This window comes from Halomonas cupida, from assembly GCF_900142755.1.
In the GTDB taxonomy this organism is placed as follows: domain Bacteria; phylum Pseudomonadota; class Gammaproteobacteria; order Pseudomonadales; family Halomonadaceae; genus Halomonas; species Halomonas cupida.
Map to the genome: position 1 here is coordinate 50,317 of NZ_FRCA01000009.1, position 23,879 is coordinate 74,195.

Below are 23,879 nucleotides of genomic sequence, written 5' to 3' on the forward strand. Positions count from 1 at the left end.
GAACCCCGAACCCCGAACCCCGAACCCCGAACCCCGAACCCCGGCTCTTGCTTGTAATCCAGGGTGCGGCACCGTACTGCTCGAAGCTCGCGACTTTCAGCTGCTCTGGGTCAAACGTCTGTGGCGCCCACACCAAACATATCGAATACCAGTCGGCGTCCTGTGTTGGTGACGATCAGGCGGCCCTTGTCGTTGTACCGGGCGGCGCCGTTGTTCAGCAGGCGGCGCAGGCGGGCGGAGGTTTCGCGGCTGTCGGTAAGCTGGTCGAGGGTGTCGGCGTCCAGACCACGATTGCTGTCGGTCAGGGTTTCCAGGACACCACCGCAGCGATACAAGGCCTGGGCCATGGCGGCCAGGTCGATGCGGATATCGGTATCCGCTGATTGAGCTGCGATGTTGCGATCGACGGGAGTGGACATGAAAGAGGGCTCATCAGAAGACGATGAGTCCAGTATAAGGCTCGCAGGGTATTAGACCAAGGTCTAGTGTTCTGCGAGCTACGAGCTACGAGCTACGAGCTACGAGCTACGAGCTACGAGCTACGAGCTGGCACATGTTCGTTCCCGACGAACATGTGCACTTCCCACGTCCCTGTGGGGCACGAGCCAGGAGCCAGGAGCTACGGAGTGCCTGTCTGTCAGTGGTGGACCTGGCCAATCAGTAGAAATTCGATCAGTGCCTTCTGGGCGTGCAGGCGGTTACCGGCTTCCTGCCAAACCACGGCACGCGGATCGTCGAGGAGTGTCTCGCTGATTTCCTCGCCCCGGTGAGCGGGCAGACAGTGCAGGAAGAGGACATCTTCCTTCGCCTTGTCGAGCATGGCTTCGGTCACCTGGAAGCGAGCAAAGTCGGCCTCGCGGCGCGCCTGTTCCTCTTCCTGACCCATGGAAGCCCAGACATCCGTGGTGACCAGGTCGGCGTCCTGTACCGCCTGCATGGGGTCACGAACGATGGTCACTCGATCGCCAGCGGCAGTGAGGATGTCTTCGCGGGGATCATAGCCTTCCGGACAGCAGATGCGCAGTTGGAAGTCGAACTGACGAGCGGCGTTGATCCAGGAATGACACATATTGTTGCCGTCACCGATCCACACCGCGGTACGACCCTGTACGGAGCCGCGCAGCTCAGTCCAGGTCATGACGTCGGCGAGTAACTGGCAGGGGTGGTAGTCGTCGGTCAGGGCGTTGATGACCGGTACCGAGCTGGCGGCGGCGAATTCTTCCAGTCCGGAATGGGAAAAGGTCCGGATCATCACCGCATCGACCATCTCCGAGAGCACACGGGCGGTGTCGCCAATCGGCTCGCCGCGACCCAACTGAGTGTCACGTGGCGACAGGAACAACGCGTGCCCGCCGAAATGCGCCATGGCGGTCTCGAAGGAGACACGCGTACGCGTGGAAGATTTCTCGAAGATCATCGCCATGGTGCGATTGGCAAAGGGGGTATAGGTCGGACCATGCTCACGCAGACCATTCTTGATGGTGATGGCGCGCTGGATGAGGTAACGCAACTCATCCTGGTCGAGGTCCAGCAGGGTCAGGAAATGGCGGGCAGCCATGGCGACTCTCCAACGAGGAAAAAACGACCATCCTAGAGGAGGGAGGAGTGGATGCGCAATCTGGATAGGCATCATAGAATAGGGTAAGGAATCACGGTCATTTCACGCCGAGCATTGAAATTGTGCTTGTGTGCCCGCATCGTGTTTGCCCGACTTACTGCACCAAACGCATTCAGGAGCCGTAATGAGCACCACTCTAGAGAACATCCAGCGCCAGATCAGCGAGAACCCGATCCTGATCTACATGAAGGGATCCCCACAGCTGCCGCAGTGTGGTTTCTCCGCTCAGACCGTGCAGGCGCTGATGGCCTGTGGTGAGCGCTTCGCTTTCGTCAACGTGCTGGACAACCCGGACATTCGTGCTGAACTGCCGAAATACGCCAACTGGCCGACCTTCCCACAGTTGTGGGTGGAAGGTGAGCTGGTCGGTGGCTGCGACATCGTCGTCGAGATGCACAACAGCGGCGAACTCGAGCCGTTGATCAAGCAGGCCGCCGAGCGGGCTGGCCAGAACGAGGAAAACCCGGGCCAGTAAGGGCTTCAGCCTTACTGGAAAGAAGACAGAGGTGGAACGGATACAGAGAGCCCCGGGGAGCAGGACTGCCTCGGGGCTCTCTACGTATAGCTTCTGTGTCCGGGAAGGTCAGTCCTCGTCGAGTCCCTGTTCCTGCTGTGCCAGTCGCCATCCGCCAAGGTCCTTGTAACGATTGACCATGGCGCAGAACAGCTCAGCGGTACGCTCGGTATCGTAGCGTGCCGAGTGGGCCGAGCTGTTGTCGAACTCGATACCCGCCGCCCGACATGCCCGTGCCAGCACCGTCTGACCATATATCAGGCCGGCGAGTGATGCGGTATCGAAGCTCGAAAAGGGGTGGAAGGGGTTGCGCTTGATATCACAGCGGTTCACTGCTGCATTGAGGAAGCCGTGATCGAAGGCTGCATTGTGTCCCACGAGAATGGCACGGGTACAACCATGCGCCTTGATCGACTTGCGTACCGGGCGAAATATCTCGCCGAGGGCTTCGGATTCGCTGACCGCTACCTGCTGGCGTAGCGGGTCATTGAGCCGAATGCCGGTGAAGTCGAGGGCCGACTGCTCGATGTTGGCTCCCTCGAACGGCTTGATATGGTACGCATGGGTGGCATCGGGCAGCAGATTGCCCTCGGGATCCATGGTCAGCGTCACCGCAGCGATCTCGAGAATGGCGTCCTGTTCGGGGTTGAACCCGCCTGTTTCGATATCCACTACCACCGGCAGAAAACTGCGAAAACGCTGAGCCATGAGTTCGCGGGCAATCAGCTCGCTCATGAACTTCTCCTTCATCTACTGGGCTCGTCTGGTAACTCCAGACTCAAACGGCGCAAGTCTAGCAGCTTGGACAACTCACGTCCCGTAACCGCTAACCGGTATTCGCGCTGCAACAGGCGCGCTATAATCGGCGGCCTAATGGCGCTCGGCGCGTCAGTCAACTGTTGTTCGAATAAAGGAGCCCCCAGCATGTCCGATGTCAAGAAGGTCGTGCTCGCCTATTCCGGCGGCCTGGACACGTCCGTCATCGTCAAGTGGTTGCAGGAAACCTACAACTGTGAGGTGGTGACCTTCACTGCCGACATCGGCCAGGGGGAAGAGGTGGAGCCGGCGCGCGCCAAGGCGGAAGCACTGGGCGTGAAGGAAATCTACATCGAGGATCTGCGCGAGGAGTTCGTTCGTGATTACGTCTTCCCGATGTTCCGTGCCAACACCATCTATGAAGGCGAGTACCTGCTCGGCACCTCCATTGCCCGTCCGTTGATCGCCCGTCGTCTCATCGAGATTGCCAACCAGACCGGTGCTGATGCCATCTCCCATGGCGCCACCGGCAAGGGCAATGATCAGGTGCGGTTCGAGCTGGGTGCCTACGCGCTCAAGCCGGGCGTCAAGGTTATTGCTCCCTGGCGTGAGTGGGATCTGAATTCCCGTGAAAAACTGATGGCCTACTGCCAGCAGCACGATATCCCGGTGGACTTCAACAAGAAGAAGAAGTCTCCGTACTCCATGGACGCCAACCTGCTGCACATCTCCTACGAGGGTGGCATTCTCGAGGATCCCTGGGCCGAAGCTGAAGACGACATGTGGCGCTGGAGTGTCTCGCCTGAGCAGGCGCCGGATACCCCGACCTACATCGAGCTGACCTATGAGCGTGGCGACATCGTGGCCATCGATGGTGTGCCGATGAAGCCCCATGAGGTACTGGAGAAACTCAACAAGCTGGGCGGCGACAACGGCATCGGTCGTCTCGATATCGTCGAGAACCGCTATGTCGGGATGAAGTCCCGTGGCTGCTACGAGACTCCTGGCGGCACCATCATGTTGCGTGCCCACCGCGCCATCGAATCGCTCACTCTGGACCGTGAGGAGGCTCACCTGAAGGATGAGCTGATGCCGAAGTACGCCAAGGTCATCTACAACGGTTACTGGTGGAGTCCCGAGCGTCGCATGCTGCAGGCGGCCATTGACGAGACCCAGCGCAACGTCTCCGGCGTGGTGCGCATGAAACTCTACAAGGGTAACGCCACTGTGGCGGGCCGTCGCTCCGACCAGTCGCTGTTCGATGAGTCCATCGCGACATTCGAGGACGACAAGGGCGCCTACGATCAGAAGGATGCTGAGGGCTTCATCCGCCTCAACGCCCTGCGCTTGAGGATTGCGGCCGGCAAGGGTCGCCGTCAGGATTGATCGACGCCCTGGCCAATCGGAGTCTAGTATTCAACCGGGGCAATAGTGCCCCGGTTTGCTTTTGCAGGGGAGACAGCAATGCTCAGGAAACTGTTGGGAGGCCTGTTCCAGTCGGGTGACAGGAAGCCTGATCAAGTAGTAGCCGCAGAGGCTGTCGAGTATCGCGAGTACCTGATTGTTTCGCAGCCGGAGTCTCAGGGTGGGCAGTATCGTGTCAGCGGTGTGATTCGCAAGCCGGCAGCCGACGGCGACGATCGGGAATTCCGTTTCGAGCGCTCGGACCTGTGCCCATCAAGGGAGGCCTGTGATGCGTTGATGATTCAGAAGGCCCAGCGCTTCATCGACGAAATGGGCGAAGAGATGTTTGCCTCTCACTGATGACGTGCAGTGGTAGCTCGGCAGGGTTTGGTGACTGGGTTTGGTGACAGAGCTTTGTGTGATAATGGATCCAGGCTGCCGGAATTGACTCCTGGCTTGCCTGAAGAGGATGGACGCCATGATTCGACTGCATCACCTCGAGAATTCTCGCTCCCAGCGCATCGTCTGGTTACTCGAGGAACTTGAGGTCGATTACGATATCGAGTTTCACCGCCGTGACCCGAGAACCATGCTGGCGCCTGATACCTTGAAACGCCTCCATCCTTTGGGTAAGTCGCCTCTCATCGTCGATGAAGATGCCGGCGGGCGAGTGGTGGCGGAGAGCGGCACCATCATCGAATACCTCCTGGAGCGCCATGACGGTGATTTCCGGCTATCGCCAGATCCCGGTCATGAAGATCGCCAGGACTACCTTTTCTGGCTGCATCATGCCGAGGCGTCCGCTATGCCACCGCTGGTGATGTCTCTGGTGTTTTCTCGTCTCGGCAAGTCACCCGTGCCCTGGTGGTTACGCCCGTTGGGGCGCCGTTTCGCGGCCGGAGTTCGTCAACGCTATCTGGGCCCGGAAATCTCTCGGTTGCGCCAGTTCTGGGAGGATAGCCTGGCTGATCGCCAGTGGTTCTCGGGGAATGCCTTCAGTGCTGCGGATATCCAGATGAGCTTCCCACTGATGGCGTTGGCCAGTCGTGCGGGCCTGGAGGGGTGTCCGCGACTGGAGGACTTTCTGCAGCGTGTCAGGGATCGAGATGCCTACCGTCGGACTCTGGAGAAGGTCGGTGACCTGACACTCTGATTTGCCGGGGTTGCGGAGCCTGTCATCGACGTTTTCCTCATGACGCTGCAACACCATGAACCTACCAGACACCATACGATCAAGAGGTCAGAAATGATGTATCGGCTAATCTCCACGATAGCCCTGCTGGTGGCCACAGGTTCGGCCTATGCCGTTGAGGTCGAGCCTCTCGTAAGCCCCCAGTGGCTCGATGAACACCTTCAGGATGACAATCTTGTCGTGCTCGATATTCGCTCCAGTGTCGATAACGGGGGAGATCGCTCGAGTTTCGAGAAGGCTCATATCCCCGGCAGTATCTACTCCAGCTATACCGAAGACGGCTGGCGCGAAACCCGCGATGGCGTGCAGGGCATGATGCCACCGGTCGCCAGCCTCGAACGTCTGATCGGAGGGCTGGGCATCACCAATGACGATACCGTGGTGATTGTGCCGGCCGGCACTGGCGCGACGGATTTCGGCAGTGCCGCTCGGGTGTTCTGGACCTTCAAGGTACTCAGCCATGACGAGGTAACCATCCTCGATGGTGGACTTGTTGGTTGGAAGGAAGCGGGGCTCGAGGTCGCTAGTGGCGAGGCGCGGTATCCGGATCCGGCACGTTTCGCAGCTGAGCTCGATGACTCGTTACTGGCTACCACTGATGAAGTCGAGGCCGCTGGAGAGTCTCGAGTGCAGTTGGTGGATGCGCGTCCGGAGGGCTTCTTCAGTGGTGACACTCAGTCTCCAGCCACGGCCGCTCCCGGCACCATTCCCGGTTCGCTGAACCTGCCCTATGAGCAGTTCCTGCATGACGATCAAGGCGCATGGCATCTGGATACTGCCGAAGTGAGCGCGCGTCTGCAGGCCGCGGAGTTGAGTGGTGATACTCCGATGGTATCGTTCTGCAATACCGGCCACTGGGCGGCAACGGATTGGTTCGTGCTGAGTCAGATTGCTGGCTTCGAGGACGTGGCGCTCTATGATGGTTCCATGGCTGAGTGGAGCCAGGATGAGTCCAGGCCGATTCAGGTCGCCAAGCGTGGGCTGGGTAAGGTGCTGGATGCACTGGGGATCGGCGACGACAACGAAGGCTGACGCCGGAGCCAGATGCATTGGTGGTAGTTCGGGTGCCGAGCTGAAGGCGAGGCGCCCCTGGTTTTCCCCTGTTGACGAGATTGGTGATGAGTGAGGTAGCGGCTGCGACGCTCGGTTCGCAACGACCGAGGGTGGATGGATTCGTGGTAGGCCTGGCATTGGCCGGGATGTTGCTGGTGGGCGGCCTGGTTTGGCTCGAAACGGCGCCTTTTCTGGTAGCGCTGTTTGCTGTTGGTGTGGTACTTGGTGTGGCGCTGTATCACGGCGCCTTTGGCTTCACCGCGGGCTGGCGAAACCTGGTGACCACAAGGCGTGGTGCCGGTATGCGTGCGCAGTTGCTGTTGTTCGCGCTGGCCTCGCTGATCATGATTCCGTTGCTCGGCAGTGGCCAGCCTGGTCTGGTCGGTGCAGTGGCTCCGATCGGCGTGTCGCTGGTGGTGGGCTCCTTCCTGTTCGGGGTCGGCATGCAACTAGGGGGCGGCTGCGGCTCGGGTACGTTGTTTACCGTAGGAGCCGGAAATATTCGTATGCTGGTGACCCTGCTGTTCTTCATTATCGGAGCCGTGGTGGGGTCCATTCATCTGCCCTGGTGGCTGGACTTGCCCTCCATGGATCCGGTGAGTCTGATCCAGCTTGCCGGCGTGCCCGGCGCCATTGCCATCCAGTGGGCCGGACTGGGGCTGGTCATGTTGTGGGTCAACCGGATCGAGCGTCGAGCTCACGGTGATATTCAGCGGGGAGAGCTGCGGCTCGCCCCAGCGCAGGGAGGCTGGTGGCGCACTCTGTTGACCGGTCGCTGGCCCTTTGCCTGGGCGATTCTGGTGCTGGCGATCGGCAATGCGTTGACGTTGGCCATTGGCGGTGCCCCCTGGGGCATCACCTTTGCCTTCAATCTATGGGGAGCCAAGGCGCTGCAGGCCATCGGTGTGGACATGAGCCAGTTCGAGTTCTGGACTTGGGACTATCCTGCCATGGCTTTGGCTGATTCGGTGCTGGTCAATATCACGTCGGTGATGAACTTTGGCTTGCTGCTGGGGGCCATGTGGGCGGCAGGAATGGCCAATCGCTTCAATGAAGCCAGTCGCAAGCGACCTGAAGGCCGACAGTTTCTGGCGGCCATCATCGGTGGTCTGTTGCTGGGTTATGGCGCGCGGCTGGGTTTTGGCTGCAATATCGGCGCACTGTTCTCGGGGCTGGCGTCGGGTAGCCTGCATGCATGGGTATGGTTTGGCTGTGCCTTTGTCGGCTCTCTGATCGGCATTCGATTGCGGCCGATGTTCCGTCTGCCCAATTGAGCAAGGAGGAGACCGAGATGCAAGCTGCCTACAAACGTTATCGCGTAATCGCCTTCCTGGTTGCGGTACTGGTGTTGATTCTGGCCGATCATCTGGCGAGTCCTACCTTTGCCTTCAACATGGGCGATGGACATGCCAGAACGGCGCTCAATCAACGTGATGCTTCGGCCTGTGCACCCTGTGGCGCGCCTTGTCCGTCAACGAGGGAATGAGCGAGGGGGGAGATGCGAGCACCGAGTCGCGAGCTATGAGTACGCTACGCTCGAGCATGGATCCAGCCGCGAGTATCGAGCTTCGAGGACGCTACGCTCGAGCTTGAACCCCAAAGAAGTGTACGGAATTGCCGGTTTGGCGCTGAGCTGCTCGCGACCCACAGGGATGTGGGTAGTGCGTTTGTTTGTCTGGAACGAACATGGCTGGCTCGAAGCTCGCGTCTCGAGGCTGGGTTCATGGGACAACTCGGCACTCGCGGCTCGTCGCTTACGGCTCCTTCTGAGACCTGCGCTGCGGTATCTTCGGCCCCAGCGGGCCAAGCCATAGCCATACCTGCAACACGACCAATACCGGCAGTAGCCAGTCCGGTGCGCCCACTGTCCATACCAGCACCCGGTGGATCATGAAGGCGGTGAGGCCACCGAGCAGCCCCAGGACCGGGAACATCAGAGGCCGTTCGCTGCCTGGGCGTCGGCTGAGGCGAAACAGCGAGCCGGTGAAGGCGCCGAAGCTGACTGCCATGGCCAGCGGGAGCCAGAGTTCACGAAGCACATCCTGCATCAGTTGCCGCTCATGCGAAGGGTTTCCGATAGCCTACTGAGTTGGGGCGGCAATGACGCTACCACTTTGGTCTGGGCGACCGTCCTGCCGCTCTAGAGCTCAACCTTGTCCTTGTACTCACACAGGTCCTCTATCACGCAACTGCCACAGCGTGGCTTGCGGGCCACGCAGGTGTAGCGGCCGTGCAGGATCAGCCAGTGGTGGGCATCCTGACGGAACTCCTTCGGTACGTGACGCATCAGCTTGTTCTCGACCTCGACCACATCCTTGCCTTTGGCGATACCTGTGCGATTGGACACCCGGAAGATATGGGTGTCCACGGCAATGGTTGGCTGGCCGAATGCTGTGTTGAGGATCACATTGGCGGTCTTGCGACCGACACCGGGAAGGGCCTCCAGCTCCTGACGAGTCTGCGGGACTTCACCGCCGTGGCAGGAAATCAGCAGATGACAGGTCTTCATCAGGTTTTCGGCCTTGGTATTGAACAGACCGATGGTCTTGATGTGTGTCTTGAGTCCGTCGATGCCCAGGTCAATGATCGCCTGGGGCGTATTGGCCACGGGAAACAGTTTCGCCGTAGCCTTGTTGACGCCAACGTCGGTCGCTTGTGCCGATAGCAGCACCGCGGCCAACAGTTCGAAGGGAGTGGACCAGTTCAGCTCTGTCGTCGGCTCTGGGTTGTGCTCCCGCAGCCGGGAGAAGATCTCATGGCGTTTCTGGGCGTTCATGTTGGGCCTGAGTCAGGATGAGTGGGCACGAGCTTCCGCCAGCATGCGCTCGGCCTGTTCGAGTTGGTGATGGGCGTCATCGATGGCCTGCTGATCCTGCTGGCGCTCGGCGTGGGCGATTTGCTGTCGAGCACGGCGTCTGGCCTGTTCGGCGGCGTTGATGGCGAATCGCCGTTGTTGTTCGGCGTGGTCGGGGTGGTTTTCCGGCGCAGCGCCCAGTTGGCGTTCGATCTCGGCCAGGCGTGACTGCAGTTCACTGGCCTGTTGCTGTAGCTCGGCGCGCTGGACATCACTGAGTTCGTCACGCTGCTGTTTGCGAGTCAACTGCTTGAGTCTGGCGCGCAAGCTGACCGCTTTGGTCCGTAGACGGCTGGAGGACACGACGCTCTCGCCATCGGGTTTGCTGGCGACGGGACGGGGCGCAGGTGGTTGGCGCTGGGCTTGACGTTCGGCACGTCGCTGGCGACGCTCCTCGGCCTCGTGGACCAGACGCTGGTTGCGAGCGGTGAAGCGCTTGCGGCCGTTGTCGGCACGCTCATCCAGCCAGGCCTGACGTTCAATGTCGCTGGTGGTGGCTTGCCAGCCAGGATGCGGCAGCAGATCAATGCAATCCACGGGGCAGGGCGCGACACAGAGCTCACAGCCGGTGCACTCTGAGGTAATGACGGTATGCATCTGTTTGGCGGCGCCCAGAATGGCATCGACCGGGCAGGCCTGGATACATTTGGTGCAGCCGATGCATTCGTCTTCACGAATCCATGCGGTCAGCGGCGACTGTGCCGGTTGCTCCAGTGGTTGCACCGGACGGCCAGTCAGCTCGGCGAGACGCACTACCGTCGCGTCGCCACCGGGTGGGCAGCGGTTGATGGGCTCACCAGCCGCCACGGCCTCGGCATAGGGGCGACAGCCGTCCTGGCCGCACTTGCCGCATTGGGTCTGCGGCAAGGCGGCGTCAATGGCATCGATCAGAGCAGGCTGACGCATTATGATCGGTTCAGCTCACTCGCTGGCCCGGCTTGGCACCGCTATGCGGCTCGAGCAGGTAGATGCCGTCGTTGTCGCCGGCGGCCAGCACCATGCCTTCGGACACACCGAAACGCATCTTGCGCGGGGCCAGATTGGCGACCATGACGGTGAGTTTGCCGACCAGGGCTTCCGGTGCATAGGCCTTGCGGATACCGGCAAATATCTGACGCTGTTCGCCACCCAGGTCGAGCTGCAGGCGCAGCAGTTTGTCGGCTCCTTCGACGTACTCGGCACTGACGATCTCGGCAATACGTAGATCAACGCGAGAAAAGTCGTCGAAGTTGATCTGTTCGCCGATCGGATCATCCGCCAGCGGGCCAGCGGCCTTCTGCTTGAGCTTCTGTTCTTCCACCAGGTCCTCCTTCGATGCCTCGATCATGGCATCGATACGATCACTTTCCACACGGGTCATCAGCGGCTTGAAGCGTGTAACCGGATGGCCGAGCAGCCACTGCTCGCGGCTTGCCCAGTCGAGGGATTCGAGCTGCAGGAAACTGCGGGCCTGTTCGGCCATAGCCGGTACCACCGGCGCCAGATAGACCATCAACTGACGGAACAGGTTGATCCCCACCGAGCAGATATCGATGACCTGCTGCTGCTGGCCTTCCTGCTTGGCCAACGCCCATGGCGCCTTGTCGGCGATATAGGTGTTGGCTTCATCGGCCAGCTCCATGATCAGACGCATGGCGCGGGCGAATTCACGGTTCTCGTAGAACTCGGCGATCTCGTCGCCAGCGGCAATGAAACGTGCTTGCAGCTCCGGTTCGCTGCAATGGGCGGACAGTTGACCATCGGCGAGCTTATTGATGAAACCTGCGCAGCGGCTGGCGATATTGACGACCTTGCCCACCAGGTCGGAATTGACGCGCAGGGCAAAGTCCTCGAGGTTGAGGTCGAGGTCATCGACCCGCGAGGCCAACTTGGCGGCAAAGTAGTAGCGCAGGTACTCGGGATTGAGATGCTCGGCGTAAGTCGCGGCCTTGATGAAGGTGCCGCGGGACTTGGACATCTTGGCGCCGTTGACGGTCAGGAAGCCGTGGCAATTGACCGCCGTGGGCGTGCGCAGGTTGGCACCGTGGAGCATGGCCGGCCAGAACAATGCGTGGAAGTAGACGATGTCCTTGCCGATGAAGTGGTAGACCTCGGCGTCGGAGTCGGGCTTCCAGTAGCTGTCGAAGTCGATGCCTTCGCGCTCGCAGAGGTTGCGGAAACTGGCCAGGTAACCGATCGGCGCGTCCAGCCAGACATAGAAGTACTTGCCTGGAGCGTCGGGTATCTCGAAGCCGAAGTAGGGGGCATCACGGGAGATGTCCCACTCATTGAAGCCGGACTCGAACCACTCCATCAGTTTGTTGCGGATCTGTGGCTGGACATGGTCGTCATTGATCCAGCTCTGCAGGAACTCGGCAAAGTCCGGCAACTTGAAGAAGTAGTGGGTTGAACTGCGCACCTCGGGGGTGGCACCGGAAATCGCCGACACCGGGTCGATGAGGTCGGCCGGTGTATAGGTGGCACCACAGGCTTCACAGTTGTCGCCATACTGGTCGTCGGTACGGCACTTGGGGCAGGTGCCCTTGATGAAACGGTCGGCGAGGAACAGGCCCTTGACCGGATCATACATCTGCTCGATATCACGGGTGGCAATGTGGCCGCCATCGCGCAGACGGGTATAGATCAACTCGCTGAAATAGCGGTTCTCGTCGGAGTGTGTCGAGTGATAGTTGTCGAACGCCACACCGAAGCGCGCGAAGTCCTGCTGATGCTCGCGAGACACGCGATCAATCAGTTCTTCCGGGGTAATGCCTTCCTGCTCCGCGCGCAGCATGATCGCGGTGCCGTGGGCATCGTCGGCACACACGTAATGGCACTGGTGGCCGCGACTCTTCTGGAAGCGCACCCAGATATCGGTCTGCACGTATTCCAGCAGATGACCCAGGTGGATGGCACCATTGGCATAGGGCAGGGCGCTGGTAACCAGGATCTTGCGCGCGGCGGGAGCGATATTGGACATGGTGGTAAGGATTATCCCGTTGAAAATCAGGCGACGATTGTAGCCAGGATGCCTGCCCAGTGCATCTGCCGGGAGGCATCCGGCGGTGGTGTTTCAGTGCTGGCGGGAAAGAGGTGCCAGTATGGCGACGTCATGAATGCCGCGGTCACGGAGGTGTAGAGCCTGCAGGCGGCTCATGGTGCCCTGTTCACAATACAACAGGTAGTGGCGGTCGGGGCTCAGTTCCTCGGCTCTGCTCTGCAGTTCGTAGAAGGGAATCTGCAGTATCTCCACATGACTCTGTGGCAATGGACGAGCGTCGACCTCATCCGGCGCGCGTACATCGATGATGGTCGTATTCCTCGCGGATGTCGCCGTGAGGTTCTCCAGTGACACGCTGGCAATCGTCTCACGAGGGACTGATGGTGCGTCGCGTCCCAGTTTGCCACTCCAGGCTCTGCTGATGGCGGCGTGGATCAGGGCATCCATGTCCAGCCTGGTCTCAGCTTCGGTGACGGCCTCCCGGCACGCCTTGATATGAGGCTTTTGCGACACGGTACCACAGTATTCGGGCATGCTGGCCGATAGCTCGGCGGTATCGATCTGCCGCGCGATGTCGATGATGTCCTGCTTGTTGTCAGCCAGTACTGGCCGCAGGATCGGCAGGTGCGTGGCATTGTCGATCAGGGCAAGGTTGTGCAACGTCTGACTGGATACCTGGGCAATGGCTTCACCGGTGACGAGCACGGAAACGCGAGCTCGATGGGCGACCCGAGTGGCGGCTCGAATCATCATGCGCTTGAGCACCACGCCGGTCAGTCCTTCATCGACGTGCTGGCGGATAGCGTCGATGATCTCCTCGAACGGTACGCTGGTGAACGAAACCTGGTGGGAGCTGCCATGCTGCTGCCAGAGGTGGTGGGTGATTCGATGAACAGCCTGAAGCTGCTCGTCTCCGGCGAAGCGGAAAAGTACGAAGTGACACTTTACCCCCCGGCGCATCATTTTCCAGGCGGCGACAGGGGAATCGTACCCTCCGGACATCAGCACCAATGCCTGGCCCTGGCTGCCCAGCGGATAGCCTCCAACCCCAGGGCGTTCGGTGATGTGGTGCAGCAATTGATCGCCTTCAATGCGCAGGCGCACGTCGATACGGGGGTGCTGCAGATTGACGCTGGCTCCTTCGGTCGCATCAAGCAGGGCGCCGCCGATGTGACGTTCTGCCTGCTGTGAGTTGAAGTCATGTGTGCCGCGGCGCCGGGCGCTGACTCGGAACTGCTGACCTTCGACTCGCGCCGCCCAGCGCGCTACCACCTGTTGTGCCAGGTCGTCGAGGTCGATGAAGGAAGACTGCTCCACACGGGCCACCAGATGAATGCCCGGAGTGCGTGCCATGCATAGTTCAAGTCGCTCGGTAGTATCGGTATCGAGCCCATCCGGCAGACGAATCCAGAGTTGATCCCACTCCGCCCGCACTTTTGCCTCGGGTTCGATACGGCGTAGGGCATTTCGAAGGTTGGTCGAAAGGATCTTGCCCAGGTGACGACGAACAGAGGGCGACTTGATGGTGGTGTCCGCAGACAAGGTGAGGTGGTAGAGCATCGATAGGATTTATTGGCTGGTGAAATGACGCAACCGACCGATCCGTGAGAGATCGGTCAGAGCAGAGGGTGCTGCAATACTGCGGGGAAAGACTATAGCCGGACCGATGGCTGCTTGCCGCTGACGGGCCGGCAGAACTCAGTAGAGGGCCTGTTCCTCATGGATGACCTCCTTGAGCAACTCGAGAAATAGGCGATCTGCTTCGGAATGGTTCTCCGGGCTGTCCGGAATGTGGATGCTGGTGGTATCGGAAATCTCGTTGGCGATGGCAGCCAGTACATCGGCATCGCTGCTGTTGCTGGCAAGGTGCCGACGAGCGATATCCAGTGAGGTCTCGAGGACGCTCGGATCCTGCAGCAGTTTCTTTATGAACCCTGATAGCTCATTGATGATTCGGGTTTTCTGGATCTCGGAAGAAGACATCTGTGTGATTCCCAATGGCCGTGCCGATGAATTCGGCAACCATAGCATGTTTCACCGCCGAGCCGTGAGCATGAGGGTGAATTAGACAGCGCTGGCTGGTTCTAAAGAATGAGTTCAGCTAATGAATTTGTTCTCATTCGCGCAATATGCACAAAAGCTGTGTTGTTTGATGTTACCGAACGTGATGTTGTGTGTCAGGATTGTGCAAGGCAGGAGTGGGGCAGTCACTTTTGTGCAGCGTTGTTCGATACCTGTTGAAGGTGCGATCAGATTTTCCGCCAGAGCCACTTGGCCAGAACCACTTGAGTCGAGGCGAACAGCCCGGGATGGCCTTCCGGGAGTTGTTGATTCGAGGGCTCGAGTCTAGCTTCAAAGAAGTATGTAGCCCCATACCGGTAATGATTAATATACAAGGGAGTTCAGTATGAAACCTGAACCGCAAGGATCAAGGTATGCAGGCCTGAAGCCTGTTGCCGTCGCGGTGGCACTGGGGTCATTGATGACGGTGGCGGTGGCCCAGGCGCAAATGCAGGCGCAGGGCAGCCTACCTGAGGGGACCGCATCACCGGGCGCCACAACGCTGCGCGATGTCGTTGAGCAGACCATCAATACCAACCCCGAAGTGCTGGCGGCATGGAATGGCTTGCAGGCTGCTGGATACGATGAGCGTGTCGCTTTTGGCGGCTTTCTGCCGCAGGTCGATATCACTGGCGGCGTGGGGCTCGAGGATCGTGAGAACGATGGTGTCGGTAGCTATGACACCGACTACGCCGAAGTGTCGTTGACGCAGATGCTTTATGACGGCTTTGCCACCGCCAATGAGGTAGAGCGACTCAATTACGCAGAGTTGGTGCGTTTTTACGAGTTGCTGGGTGCCAGTCAGAACGCGGCACTGGAGGCCACTCGAGCCTACCTTGATGTACAGCGCTATCGCATTCTGGTCGGTCTGGCGCGAGTGAATTACCAGCGGCACCTGGACGTTTTCTATCAGATCGAGGCGCGCGCTCTTTCCGGTGCGGGCCGACGAGTTGATCTCGAGCAGATAGCCGGGCGCCTGGCGCTGGCCGAGTCCAACCTGATCACCGAAGCTTCCAATCTGCACGATGTCTCGGCACGTTTCCAGCGCCTGGTGGGTGAATTGCCTCCTGAGTCGCTGGCGGAGGCGCCGACCTTTGCCGAAAGACTACCTGCTGATGTCAGCGAAGCACTGCGATTGGCCTATGAAGGGAATCCGGATTTTCATGCGGCGATCGCGAATATTGAGTCATCCCGTGCTGCGCGTGACGGGACCAGGGCTGCCTTTCAGCCTCGACTCGATCTGGTGGGGAGAGCCGGAACCTATCGTGATGGCGATAATGCCGACACCCCTCCAGGTAGTGAGCCGGAGTCCCACGAGGACCGCAGCAGCATCGAGTTGGTGGCCAGCATGAACCTCTATCGTGGCGGTAGTGATCTGGCATCCTTCCGAGCTGCCAGCGAGCGTGTGGAGCAGGCTGTCAATCTGCGCGACAAGGCCTGTGTCGACATCCGCCAGACCACTTCGATCGCCTTCAACGACACCCAGCGTCTGCGGGCCCAGCTCGAGTACCTCAATGAGCATCGCCTGACAACGGATCGTGTGCTCGCTGCCTACAAGCAGCAGTTCGATATAGGTCAGCGGACACTGCTTGATCTGCTGGATATGGAGAATGAGCATTTTGAGGCCAGTCGTGCCTATCGTAATGCTTTGTTTGATGTAGCACTGGCCGATACAAGAACACTGGCAGCCATGGGGGATCTCCTTGAGGTGCTTGATGTTCGCAGGGAAGGGCTACCGAGTCTGGCCGACCTAGGCAGCAATGGTGTCGAGGTGACCTCGGATATTACCTGCCCGGCGGTGGGGGCGCGTTCCTACACTATCGATGAGCTGACCAATGACAATACGCGAGCACCGGATGTGGTGTTGTCGGCAGATACGTTGTTTGCGGTCGGCAGTTATGAGCTGAATCCAGCGGCGCGCGGTGAGTTGGATGCGCTGGTGGCACGTATTCGCGGACGTGACGATCTGAACAGGATCTTCATTGCGGGACACGCCGACAGTACTGGCTCGGATGCCATCAATGACCCGCTGTCAAGCAATCGGGCTGATGCTGTTGCGCAGTATCTCGTCAGCCAGGGAGTCAGCCCGGCTATGATAGAAACACGTGGCTACGGCTCGCGCAGTCCGGTGGCCAGTAACGACAATGCTGACGGCCGCCGTCAGAACCGCCGAGTCGAGATCACCCTGGAACGTAACGGAGAGAACCTGGACCTGAGTCTGATCGGTACAGCGGGCAATGATCCGCTGTCGCTTGCCTGGGCGCAGTCTGACAAGACGTCCTGATATCTGGAGTTGTTGGGGCTCGGCTGCCTCGGGAGAGACCCTGAGGCAGCCTGTGGTTTGAATGCCGGTTCAATAGTGCAGGTGGCAGGGATGAAACACCTGGACCATCGGAGTCAGGAGGATTCGCGGTTTTGATCAATCCTCCGAAATGCCTGGGCTGATAGTTAGTGAGGTAATCGTGGAACACTCTGATGTTGAGCAATATGGCAGCCAATCATCGGCTACTGAAGAGACAGACAATGATGGCGGCAAGTCTTCATCGGTCAAGGACGAACTGCTGGAAGCCTTGTTGACCATTGCGCATGTCCATGATCATGACGTCAGTGCGGATTCCCTGACGGCGGGGCTACCGCTCGAAGAGGGCGCATTGACGCCTGGGGTCTTCCCGCGTGCTGCAGAGCGAGCCGGGTTGACGGCACGTCTGGTGAAGTCTTCCGTGGTGCGGCTCAATCCCGCCTTGTTTCCCACCGTTCTGCTGTTGGAGCCGGGTCGTGCCTGCGTACTTCTGGATCTCGACGTCCACCAGCGAGTAGCTCGGGTAGTGTTTCCGGATCTTGGGCATGCCGATACAGAGATACCACTGGACGAGTTGCAGGAACGCTACAGTGGCGATGCCATCTATGTGCGTCCGCGTTTTCGATTTGATGCGCGCAGTGACGACGTCAAGCGAGACAGCTCTCGTCACTGGTTCTGGGGCGTCATTCGTGAGAATCGTCGGTTGTACCGAGACGTCATTCTCGGTTCTGTGGCCATCAACCTGTTTGCTCTGGCAATGCCACTGTTCGTGTTGAACATCTATGACCGGGTAGTGCCCAATCATGCCACCGAGACACTTTGGGTGTTGTCTGCGGGTGTGTTCGTGGTGTTGTGCTTTGACCTCCTGCTGCGCTTGATGCGATCCACTTTTGTTGACCTTGCGGCAAGTCGTGCGGACGTCAAGCTGTCGTCGCGTATCATGGCGCGCGTACTGGGGATGCGGATGGAAGCACGGCCTCAGTCCACGGGGTCCTTCGTGGCCATGTTGCAGTCCTTCGAATCGGTGCGCTCCTTTATCGGTTCGGCTACGGTCATTGCCATGGTTGATCTGCCTTTCGTCCTCATGTTTGTGGCGATCATCGGTATCATCGGCCCTCCCCTGATGATCCCACTGGTGGTTGGCATCATCTTCATTCTGCTCTATGCCCTTGCCGCCCAGGGCAAGTTGCATGACCTGTCGGAAACCACGCTCAAGGTGGGCGCGCAGCGTAATGCGACCCTGGTGGAGTCAGTATCCCAGTTGGAAACGGTCAAGGCGCTGCGGGGGGAGAGTCGTGTGCAAGGGAGCTGGGAGCAGGCCAGTGCCTTCCTGTCTCGTACTGGTGCGCAACTGAAGTCTCTGGGCTCCTCGGTGACCAGTCTTGCCCAGTGGGTTCAGCATACCGTTGGTGTCTGTGTGATTCTGGTTGGCGTCTACCTTATCGTCGATGGAAGCCTCACCCAGGGCGGGCTGATTGCAGCCTACATGCTGTCATCACGTGCTCTCGCACCGGTCAGCCAGGCAGCCGGCCTGCTTGCTCAGTATCACCAGTCAGCCACCGCTCTGGAGTCACTCAACCGCGTCATGGAGATGCCGGTAGAGCGTTCCGAGAGCGGCTATCTCGATCGTCCGGCAGTCAAGGGTGAAGTTCGCTTCGACAAGGTCAGTTTCCGCTATCCCGAGGCCGAGAATGACAGTCTGCGGGAGGTTTCCATCACCATGGAGCCGGGGCAGAAGGTCGCGCTACTGGGACGTGTGGGCTGTGGCAAGAGCACCCTGCAGAAATTGCTGCTGGGCTTCTATCAGCCGACTTCCGGAGCGGTGTTGATCGACGGAGTGGATATACGTCAGTTCGATCCCTTGCAGCTACGGCGCCATATCGGTTATGTCCCCCAGGATGTTCGACTGTTCTACGGCTCGCTCAAGGACAACATCATCGCCGGTGGTGGTAGTGAAGGCGTCGATGACGAGATGTTGCTGAACGCCATTCGCATCAGTGGGCTCGAGTCGCTGGTGACCAGCCATCCTCAGGGGATCGAGCTGCAGGTTGGCGAGGGTGGTCAGATGTTGTCCGGAGGGCAGCGTCAGGCCGTGGCGATCGCCCGTGCCATCGTCCATGACCCGGCAATCCTGTTGCTTGATGAACCGACCAGTGCCATGGACCACTCGAGCGAAGAGGCCTTCAAGCGCAACCTGGAGGAATATGCCCCCGGCAAGACGATGGTAGTGGTGACCCACCGTACTTCGTTGCTGTCGCTGGTGGATCGTATTGTGGTCGTCGATTCCGGGAAGGTAGTGGCGGACGGCGAACGTGACAGCGTAATGGAGGCGCTGCGCAAAGGGCAGATCGGGAGGGCCAGCTGATGGCGAAAAACAGCGCAGAACAGCGTGGCTTCGAAGGCGTCGGCAAGGTATCACGCACCGGTGGCAAGGTCTTCCGCCCCTTCATCGATCGTGTCTTTGCTCGCCGGGTCAGCGGCGCACATCTCAGTCGTGACTGGGCCAGCGACACCGACTGGGCAAGGATGCAGCAGGATCCCTTGCGGGCTCGCATGATGCTCTACACCGTGCTGGTGGCGATCATTGTGCTGATTGTCTGGGCTTGCCTGGCACCTGTGGATGAGGTGACCCGTGGAGTGGGTAGCGTGATTCCGTCGAGTCAGTTGCAGCGGGTGCAGAGCTTCGACGGAGGGGTGGTCGACGAGATTCTTGTCGATGAAGGCGACCAGGTAGCAGCTGGGCAGTTGCTGATGCGTATCGACCCGACTCGCTTCCTCTCGACCTTCAATGAGAATCGTGTTCAAGCGGAAGCACTCGAGGCCAAGGCCGAGCGACTCCGGGCGCTGGCCACTGATTCCGAGTTCATGCCGTCCGAGGACCTCATTCAGCGCGCGCCGCATATCGTTGAACGTGAGCGGGAACTCTATAACAGCAATCTGGATACGCTCGATGAACAGCGCCAGATTCTCCAGGAGCGTCTGGAGCAGCGTAGGGCGGAGCTCAATGAAGCGGTGTCGAGGCGTGATACGGCAAGCCGTGAGTTGGGGCTGGCCAGCCAGGAACTGAACATGACACAGCCGTTGCTACAATCCGGTGCCGTCTCTGAAGTCGAGATTCTGCGTCTGCGTCGGGAAGTTTCAAGGGCCCGTGGTGAACGTATCCAAGCGACGGCTCAGGTTGCTCGGTTGGAATCGGCCATTCAGGAGGCGGAAGGCGAACTGAGGGAAGTAGACTCCCAGGCCCGGACCGAGTGGCGTCAGGAGTTGACAGCGACTCTCGGGGAGTTGGCTGCACTCAACGAGTCGAGCTCAGGGTTGCAGGATCGAGTGCGGCTCGCTGAGATCCGTTCACCAGTGGATGGTGTGGTGCAACGCTTGACCTTCAATACGTTGGGCGGTGTTGTGCAGCCTGGCCAGGAGGTGGTCGAGATTGTGCCAACGGACGATGCCCTTGTCGTCGAAGCTCGGATCGCGCCTCAGGATATTGCATTCCTGCGACCGGGGTTGCCGGCCACCATCAAGCTTACCGCCTACGACTTCGCTATCTACGGCGGACTGGAGGCAGAGTTGGAGCATATCAGCGCGTCGACCACCACCAACGAGGAAGGCGATACCTTTTATCGGGTTCGTGTGAGAACCAGGGATAGTGCGGAAGAGGTGGTGGTGGAGGACCTTGATGTGATTCCCGGGATGACCGCTCAGGTGGATATCCTGACGGGGAAGCGCACCGTAATGCAATTCCTGCTTAAACCGGTGTTGAGAGCGTGGGGCAACGCGTTGGGAGAGCGCTGAATGAGCCGATTTCTTGTCTATCAGGGAAGTAGTGAGATGCCGCGCTGGGGAGAGGCTTTTTCCGAAGTACAGATTGTTGCACCTCAATTGGCCGAAGAGCAGTCCTGCCGAGGAGATCTGGTCTGGGTGGTCGTGGAGCAGGGTGACTGGGTCGGTTTGTGCTCGAGGTTGAGTGCCGCTGGAGTGTTGGTAGCGGTGATGTCGTTCAACCCGCACTCCGCAGAGGCATATCGGGCTTTCAACGCCGGAGCGCGAGGCTATGTTCATGCTCTCTCGACGCCGGATACTCTATGTCGGGTCGACATTGTGATTCGCAATCAGGGCTTCTGGGTATGGCATGAGCTGATGGACAGCCTCGTCGGAGGCGTGTTCAAGGCCCTTGGAGGCGCTGATTCGATGCGGAGTGGGGAACTGGACGAGTTGACGGATCGTGAGCGTGATGTAGCCCTGGCGGTCGCTGAGGGTCGCAGCAACAAGGTTGTAGCACGTGACCTGGGGATCACCGAGCGCACTGTGAAGGCGCATCTTGGAGCGGTCTTTCGCAAGCTGGACGTCAAGGATCGAATGCAGCTGATTCTGCGCCTGTCTCGAGATCAGTAGCACGTCATTCAGGCATGCAACGACAAGGCCCCGCTCACAAGCGGGGCCTTGTCGTTGGTGGTGCTGCTCGGATCGGAATCAGGCCGGGTGCAGGCTGTTTTCCTGGTGCTGGGTAGTGTTGGCGAGGCGGGCAACCATGGCGCTGACCATGCGGCTGGAGTGGTCTGCGGCCTTTTCGAGAAATGCCTCGAAGGATAAGTGGTTGTCGCCCTGGCCGGCGATGTCCGACAGGGCACGGATGACCACGAAAGGGCAGCCATAGAGATGGCAGGTCTGGGCGATGGCAGCAGCTTCCATCTCGGCGGCAAGCATGGTGGGAAAGCGGTTGCGGGTACGTGATACCAGATCCGGGCAGGCCATGAAAACGTCACCGGTGGCGATCAACCCCTCCACTACCTTGACTTCATTCATGGCCTCAACGCTCTCGCGCGCCATTCGCACCAGACGCTCATCCGGCAGATAAGCTGCCGGCATATTGGGTACCTGGCCGTGCTCGTAGCCGAACACCACTGCATCCACATCGTGGTGGCGCACTTCGCTGGATACCACTACATCACCGATGCTCAGTCCCTCACCAAATCCACCGGCGGAGCCGGTGTTGATGATGGCCTGAGGCTGATAGTTGTCCAGCAGCAGAGTGGCGCCGATGGCGGCGTTGACCTTGCCGATTCCGGACTGCAGCAGAATGACTTCGACGCCATGCAGGCGACCCACGTGGAAGGTCGAGCCAACATGCGTGCGAGTGGTGACGTCTTCCATCTGCCCGGCCAGTTGGGCAACTTCCTGGCTCATGGCACCAATGATGCCGATACGCTTGATCAACGACGGGGTCTCCTGAATCTCCTGGGGGGTTGGCTCAGGCAAATACCTGAGTCCACTCATTGCGCTTGTCCAGCAACTGGCGTGCCAGCTGCTGAGCGCCCTCGAGACTGTGGCTGGCGGCCCATCCACACTGTACTTCGTTGCACGCAGGCACTTCCGTGGCGCTGAGTACATCCTGGAGAGTGCTCTCGATCAGGCGCAGCACATCGTCATAGTCATCATGGTTGATCATGGCGACATAGAAGCCGGTCTGGCAGCCCATCGGGCTGATGTCCACCACCTTGTCAGAGTGGTTGCGAGACAGCTCGGCCATCAGGTGCTCAAGGGAGTGCAGAGCAGGCATTTCCATGTGCTCACGATTGGGCTGGCAGATGCGCAGGTCGTATTTGTGAATACGATCGCCATTTTCGCCGGTCTTGATATCTGCCAGGCGAACGTAGGGCGCCTTGACCCTGGTGTGATCCAGGTTGAAGCTTTCGACGTTCATCTTCTTGTCGCTCATGCTGGGGCCTCGCGAGGAAGGAGTGAGCTATGCAAAGTGCAAGGGGGAGGCTGGGACGCGCTGATCAGCCCCTGAAAAAGGGGCGCTATTCTACTCAATGCTTCAGCGCGTCGCACCCGTTGTCATTCCGGTGAATGCTTGCCGTCATGGATCTCTGCAGCCATCAGAGTGTTCTCCAGCAGGCAGGCCACGGTCATCGGGCCAACGCCGCCTGGTACTGGGGTGATGTGGCTGGCCCGCTGGGCGGCATCGTCGAAATCGACATCGCCCACCAGGCGGCCATCCTGCTGACGGTTGATGCCCACATCGATGACGATGGCGCCTTCGCGGACCCACTCACCTTTTACCAGCCCTGGATTACCGACCGCCACGACCAGTAATTCAGCACGACGTACATGCTCTTCCAGATCGCGGGTGAAGCGGTGGCAGACGGTTGTGGTGCAGCCGGCCAGCATCAGTTCCAGAGCCATCGGGCGACCGACGATGTTCGACGCGCCAACAACGGTGGCATTGAGCCCGCGTACCGAGATATCGCTGTGCTGCAGCAGGGTGATTACCCCTTTTGGTGTGCAGGGACGCAGCAGGGGCAGGCGTTGAGCGAGACGACCGAGGTTGTAGGGATGGAAGCCGTCGACATCCTTGCTGGGCAGAATCCGTTCCAGAATAGGGCGGGGATCGAGATGCTCCGGCAGCGGCAGCTGTACCAGAATGCCGTCGATTGCCGGGTCGGCGTTGAGGCGGTCGACCATGTCCTCGAGCTCCTGCTGGGAGGTGGTCGCCGGGAGGGTATGCTTGACCGAGGCGATACCAGCTTCCTCGCAGGCCTTGTGCTTGTTGCGTACATAGACCTCGGAGGCAGGATCCTCGCCAACCAGTACCACGGCCAGCCCGGGAGCACGGCCTCCGGCGTCACGCCGGGCCTGAACCTGGCGTGCGACTTGCTGGCGGACAGAGGCGGCAATGGATTTGCCGTCAATCAGTTGGGCGGTCATCAGCTTCCCTCGACAGTGTCGGTAGATCAGAAAAAAAGGGTGAAGAAGAATCGGGGGAAGTGATTTTCGCATGAGCGCACGCTCAGGCAAAGGGCAACGTCCCAGCAACGAGCCCCGAGCCTGAACCTCAGCTACGAGCGCCGAGCTTCGAGCACGCTACGCTCGAGCAGGTAAACCCAGCCACGAGCTTCGAGCTGCGAGCACGCTACGCTCGAGCCGAACCCCGAACCCCGAACCCCGAACCCCGAACCCCGAACCCCGAACCCCGAACCCCGAACCCCGAATCCTGAGCCAAGGCGCGTAATCATCAGGTTGGCACTGGGCAGCTCGCCACACGTGGCTGGGGTTGTCTGTGATCCATGGGGCGGCACCATACTGCTCGTAGCTCGTAGCTCGTAGCTCGTAGCTCGTAGCTCGTAGCTCGTAGCTCGTAGCTGGCT

The 23,879-nt window shown here is 59.7% G+C and carries 23 protein-coding genes; 11 read left to right on the forward strand and 12 right to left on the reverse strand.

Going from position 1 to position 23,879, the window contains the following annotated elements; translation table 11 throughout:
- Positions 1 to 110 precede the first annotated feature (110 nt).
- Together BUE38_RS15560 and argF are read right to left on the reverse strand one after the other, a co-directional pair.
- Positions 111 to 419, reverse strand: a complete 309-nt coding sequence (locus tag BUE38_RS15560; RefSeq protein WP_073436166.1) for a hypothetical protein — start codon at positions 417 to 419, stop codon at positions 111 to 113.
- Between the two features lie 218 nt (positions 420 to 637).
- Positions 638 to 1,558 (reverse strand): ornithine carbamoyltransferase, encoded by a 921-nt coding sequence (gene argF / locus BUE38_RS15565; protein WP_073436167.1) that lies wholly within the window; start codon positions 1,556 to 1,558, stop codon positions 638 to 640.
- Between the two features lie 184 nt (positions 1,559 to 1,742).
- On the opposite strand from argF, the gene grxD reads away from it, so the two are divergent.
- Entirely contained in the window at positions 1,743 to 2,093 is a 351-nt protein-coding gene (grxD, locus tag BUE38_RS15570; protein WP_073436168.1) for a Grx4 family monothiol glutaredoxin, read from the forward strand.
- Between the two features lie 108 nt (positions 2,094 to 2,201).
- Here grxD and rnt read toward each other — a convergent pair whose 3' ends face one another.
- A complete protein-coding gene (gene rnt, locus BUE38_RS15575) occupies positions 2,202 to 2,867 on the reverse strand; it encodes a ribonuclease T (protein ID WP_073436169.1) in 666 nt (221 codons plus the stop codon).
- A gap of 189 nt (positions 2,868 to 3,056) precedes the next feature.
- Between rnt and BUE38_RS15585 the strand changes: the two genes are divergently transcribed.
- The 6 genes from BUE38_RS15585 to BUE38_RS15610 all read left to right on the forward strand — a co-directional run bounded on the left by BUE38_RS15585 (position 3,057) and on the right by BUE38_RS15610 (position 8,023).
- Entirely contained in the window at positions 3,057 to 4,274 is a 1,218-nt protein-coding gene (locus tag BUE38_RS15585) for an argininosuccinate synthase (RefSeq protein ID WP_073436171.1), read from the forward strand.
- Between the two features lie 78 nt (positions 4,275 to 4,352).
- A complete protein-coding gene (locus BUE38_RS15590) occupies positions 4,353 to 4,652 on the forward strand; it encodes an HlyU family transcriptional regulator (protein WP_073436172.1) in 300 nt (99 codons plus the stop codon).
- Positions 4,653 to 4,770: 118 nt separating this feature from the next.
- Positions 4,771 to 5,445, forward strand: coding sequence for a glutathione S-transferase family protein (locus BUE38_RS15595; protein ID WP_073436173.1), 675 nt, complete (start codon positions 4,771 to 4,773; stop codon positions 5,443 to 5,445).
- Between the two features lie 93 nt (positions 5,446 to 5,538).
- Positions 5,539 to 6,516, forward strand: a complete 978-nt coding sequence (locus BUE38_RS15600; RefSeq protein ID WP_073436174.1) for a sulfurtransferase — start codon at positions 5,539 to 5,541, stop codon at positions 6,514 to 6,516.
- Between the two features lie 86 nt (positions 6,517 to 6,602).
- A complete protein-coding gene (locus BUE38_RS15605) occupies positions 6,603 to 7,811 on the forward strand; it encodes a YeeE/YedE family protein (RefSeq protein WP_073436175.1) in 1,209 nt (402 codons plus the stop codon).
- Positions 7,812 to 7,828: 17 nt separating this feature from the next.
- Entirely contained in the window at positions 7,829 to 8,023 is a 195-nt protein-coding gene (locus tag BUE38_RS15610) for a hypothetical protein (protein ID WP_073436176.1), read from the forward strand.
- Between the two features lie 268 nt (positions 8,024 to 8,291).
- On the opposite strand, the gene BUE38_RS15615 is transcribed toward BUE38_RS15610, so the two are convergent.
- The 6 genes from BUE38_RS15615 to BUE38_RS15640 form a co-directional block, all read right to left on the reverse strand.
- The gene (locus BUE38_RS15615; RefSeq protein WP_073436177.1) at positions 8,292 to 8,585 is read right to left on the reverse strand and encodes a hypothetical protein; all 294 of its coding nucleotides are present in this window, start codon (positions 8,583 to 8,585) and stop codon (positions 8,292 to 8,294) included.
- 92 nt (positions 8,586 to 8,677) lie between these two features.
- Positions 8,678 to 9,313, reverse strand: coding sequence for an endonuclease III (nth, locus tag BUE38_RS15620; RefSeq protein WP_073436178.1), 636 nt, complete (start codon positions 9,311 to 9,313; stop codon positions 8,678 to 8,680).
- Positions 9,314 to 9,325: 12 nt separating this feature from the next.
- A complete protein-coding gene (locus BUE38_RS15625) occupies positions 9,326 to 10,297 on the reverse strand; it encodes an RnfABCDGE type electron transport complex subunit B (protein WP_073436179.1) in 972 nt (323 codons plus the stop codon).
- A gap of 10 nt (positions 10,298 to 10,307) precedes the next feature.
- On the reverse strand, positions 10,308 to 12,350 hold the full coding sequence (gene metG / locus BUE38_RS15630) for a methionine--tRNA ligase (RefSeq protein WP_073436180.1): 2,043 nt from the start codon (positions 12,348 to 12,350) through the stop codon (positions 10,308 to 10,310).
- A gap of 93 nt (positions 12,351 to 12,443) precedes the next feature.
- Complete coding sequence (gene thiI / locus BUE38_RS15635; protein ID WP_073436181.1) at positions 12,444 to 13,931, reverse strand: tRNA uracil 4-sulfurtransferase ThiI; 1,488 nt, start codon at positions 13,929 to 13,931, stop codon at positions 12,444 to 12,446.
- A 138-nt stretch (positions 13,932 to 14,069) separates the two neighbouring features.
- The gene (locus BUE38_RS15640) at positions 14,070 to 14,354 is read right to left on the reverse strand and encodes a hypothetical protein (protein ID WP_073436182.1); all 285 of its coding nucleotides are present in this window, start codon (positions 14,352 to 14,354) and stop codon (positions 14,070 to 14,072) included.
- A gap of 424 nt (positions 14,355 to 14,778) precedes the next feature.
- On the opposite strand from BUE38_RS15640, the gene BUE38_RS15645 reads away from it, so the two are divergent.
- The 4 genes from BUE38_RS15645 (at position 14,779) to BUE38_RS15660 (ending at position 21,123) form a co-directional block, all read left to right on the forward strand.
- A complete protein-coding gene (locus BUE38_RS15645) occupies positions 14,779 to 16,716 on the forward strand; it encodes a TolC family outer membrane protein (RefSeq protein WP_073436183.1) in 1,938 nt (645 codons plus the stop codon).
- A gap of 274 nt (positions 16,717 to 16,990) precedes the next feature.
- Entirely contained in the window at positions 16,991 to 19,096 is a 2,106-nt protein-coding gene (locus BUE38_RS15650) for a type I secretion system permease/ATPase (RefSeq protein WP_073436329.1), read from the forward strand.
- Positions 19,096 to 20,523, forward strand: a complete 1,428-nt coding sequence (locus BUE38_RS15655) for an HlyD family type I secretion periplasmic adaptor subunit (RefSeq protein WP_073436184.1) — start codon at positions 19,096 to 19,098, stop codon at positions 20,521 to 20,523. The genes BUE38_RS15650 and BUE38_RS15655 overlap by 1 nt, the downstream gene beginning before the upstream one ends.
- Positions 20,524 to 21,123 carry a helix-turn-helix transcriptional regulator gene (locus BUE38_RS15660; RefSeq protein ID WP_073436185.1) on the forward strand — a complete coding sequence of 200 codons (600 nt, stop codon included), beginning with the start codon at positions 20,524 to 20,526 and terminating at the stop codon, positions 21,121 to 21,123.
- Positions 21,124 to 21,201: 78 nt separating this feature from the next.
- On the opposite strand, the gene mtnN is transcribed toward BUE38_RS15660, so the two are convergent.
- The 3 genes from mtnN to folD form a co-directional block, all read right to left on the reverse strand.
- Entirely contained in the window at positions 21,202 to 21,942 is a 741-nt protein-coding gene (mtnN, locus tag BUE38_RS15665; RefSeq protein ID WP_073436330.1) for a 5'-methylthioadenosine/S-adenosylhomocysteine nucleosidase, read from the reverse strand.
- A gap of 37 nt (positions 21,943 to 21,979) precedes the next feature.
- A complete protein-coding gene (locus tag BUE38_RS15670; RefSeq protein WP_073436186.1) occupies positions 21,980 to 22,447 on the reverse strand; it encodes an S-ribosylhomocysteine lyase in 468 nt (155 codons plus the stop codon).
- 122 nt (positions 22,448 to 22,569) lie between these two features.
- Positions 22,570 to 23,439, reverse strand: coding sequence for a bifunctional methylenetetrahydrofolate dehydrogenase/methenyltetrahydrofolate cyclohydrolase FolD (gene folD, locus BUE38_RS15675; protein ID WP_073436187.1), 870 nt, complete (start codon positions 23,437 to 23,439; stop codon positions 22,570 to 22,572).
- Positions 23,440 to 23,879: the final 440 nt, after the last annotated feature.

Bases quoted from the DNA above. Each gene is read 5' to 3' on its own strand.
- BUE38_RS15670 (WP_073436186.1), bottom strand. From the start codon at position 22,447: ATGAGCGACAAGAAGATGAACGTCGAAAGCTTCAACCTGGATCACACC.
- BUE38_RS15590 (WP_073436172.1), top strand. From the start codon at position 4,353: ATGCTCAGGAAACTGTTGGGAGGCCTGTTCCAGTCGGGTGACAGGAAG.
- rnt (WP_073436169.1), bottom strand. From the start codon at position 2,867: ATGAGCGAGCTGATTGCCCGCGAACTCATGGCTCAGCGTTTTCGCAGT.
- BUE38_RS15585 (WP_073436171.1), top strand. From the start codon at position 3,057: ATGTCCGATGTCAAGAAGGTCGTGCTCGCCTATTCCGGCGGCCTGGAC.
- BUE38_RS15600 (WP_073436174.1), top strand. From the start codon at position 5,539: ATGATGTATCGGCTAATCTCCACGATAGCCCTGCTGGTGGCCACAGGT.
- argF (WP_073436167.1), bottom strand. From the start codon at position 1,558: ATGGCTGCCCGCCATTTCCTGACCCTGCTGGACCTCGACCAGGATGAG.
- BUE38_RS15645 (WP_073436183.1), top strand. From the start codon at position 14,779: ATGAAACCTGAACCGCAAGGATCAAGGTATGCAGGCCTGAAGCCTGTT.
- thiI (WP_073436181.1), bottom strand. From the start codon at position 13,931: ATGCTCTACCACCTCACCTTGTCTGCGGACACCACCATCAAGTCGCCC.
- BUE38_RS15625 (WP_073436179.1), bottom strand. From the start codon at position 10,297: ATGCGTCAGCCTGCTCTGATCGATGCCATTGACGCCGCCTTGCCGCAG.
- BUE38_RS15605 (WP_073436175.1), top strand. From the start codon at position 6,603: ATGAGTGAGGTAGCGGCTGCGACGCTCGGTTCGCAACGACCGAGGGTG.
- metG (WP_073436180.1), bottom strand. From the start codon at position 12,350: ATGTCCAATATCGCTCCCGCCGCGCGCAAGATCCTGGTTACCAGCGCC.
- BUE38_RS15615 (WP_073436177.1), bottom strand. From the start codon at position 8,585: ATGCAGGATGTGCTTCGTGAACTCTGGCTCCCGCTGGCCATGGCAGTC.
- BUE38_RS15610 (WP_073436176.1), top strand. From the start codon at position 7,829: ATGCAAGCTGCCTACAAACGTTATCGCGTAATCGCCTTCCTGGTTGCG.
- BUE38_RS15660 (WP_073436185.1), top strand. From the start codon at position 20,524: ATGAGCCGATTTCTTGTCTATCAGGGAAGTAGTGAGATGCCGCGCTGG.
- BUE38_RS15595 (WP_073436173.1), top strand. From the start codon at position 4,771: ATGATTCGACTGCATCACCTCGAGAATTCTCGCTCCCAGCGCATCGTC.
- grxD (WP_073436168.1), top strand. From the start codon at position 1,743: ATGAGCACCACTCTAGAGAACATCCAGCGCCAGATCAGCGAGAACCCG.
- BUE38_RS15640 (WP_073436182.1), bottom strand. From the start codon at position 14,354: ATGTCTTCTTCCGAGATCCAGAAAACCCGAATCATCAATGAGCTATCA.
- BUE38_RS15560 (WP_073436166.1), bottom strand. From the start codon at position 419: ATGTCCACTCCCGTCGATCGCAACATCGCAGCTCAATCAGCGGATACC.
- folD (WP_073436187.1), bottom strand. From the start codon at position 23,439: ATGACCGCCCAACTGATTGACGGCAAATCCATTGCCGCCTCTGTCCGC.
- BUE38_RS15655 (WP_073436184.1), top strand. From the start codon at position 19,096: ATGGCGAAAAACAGCGCAGAACAGCGTGGCTTCGAAGGCGTCGGCAAG.
- nth (WP_073436178.1), bottom strand. From the start codon at position 9,313: ATGAACGCCCAGAAACGCCATGAGATCTTCTCCCGGCTGCGGGAGCAC.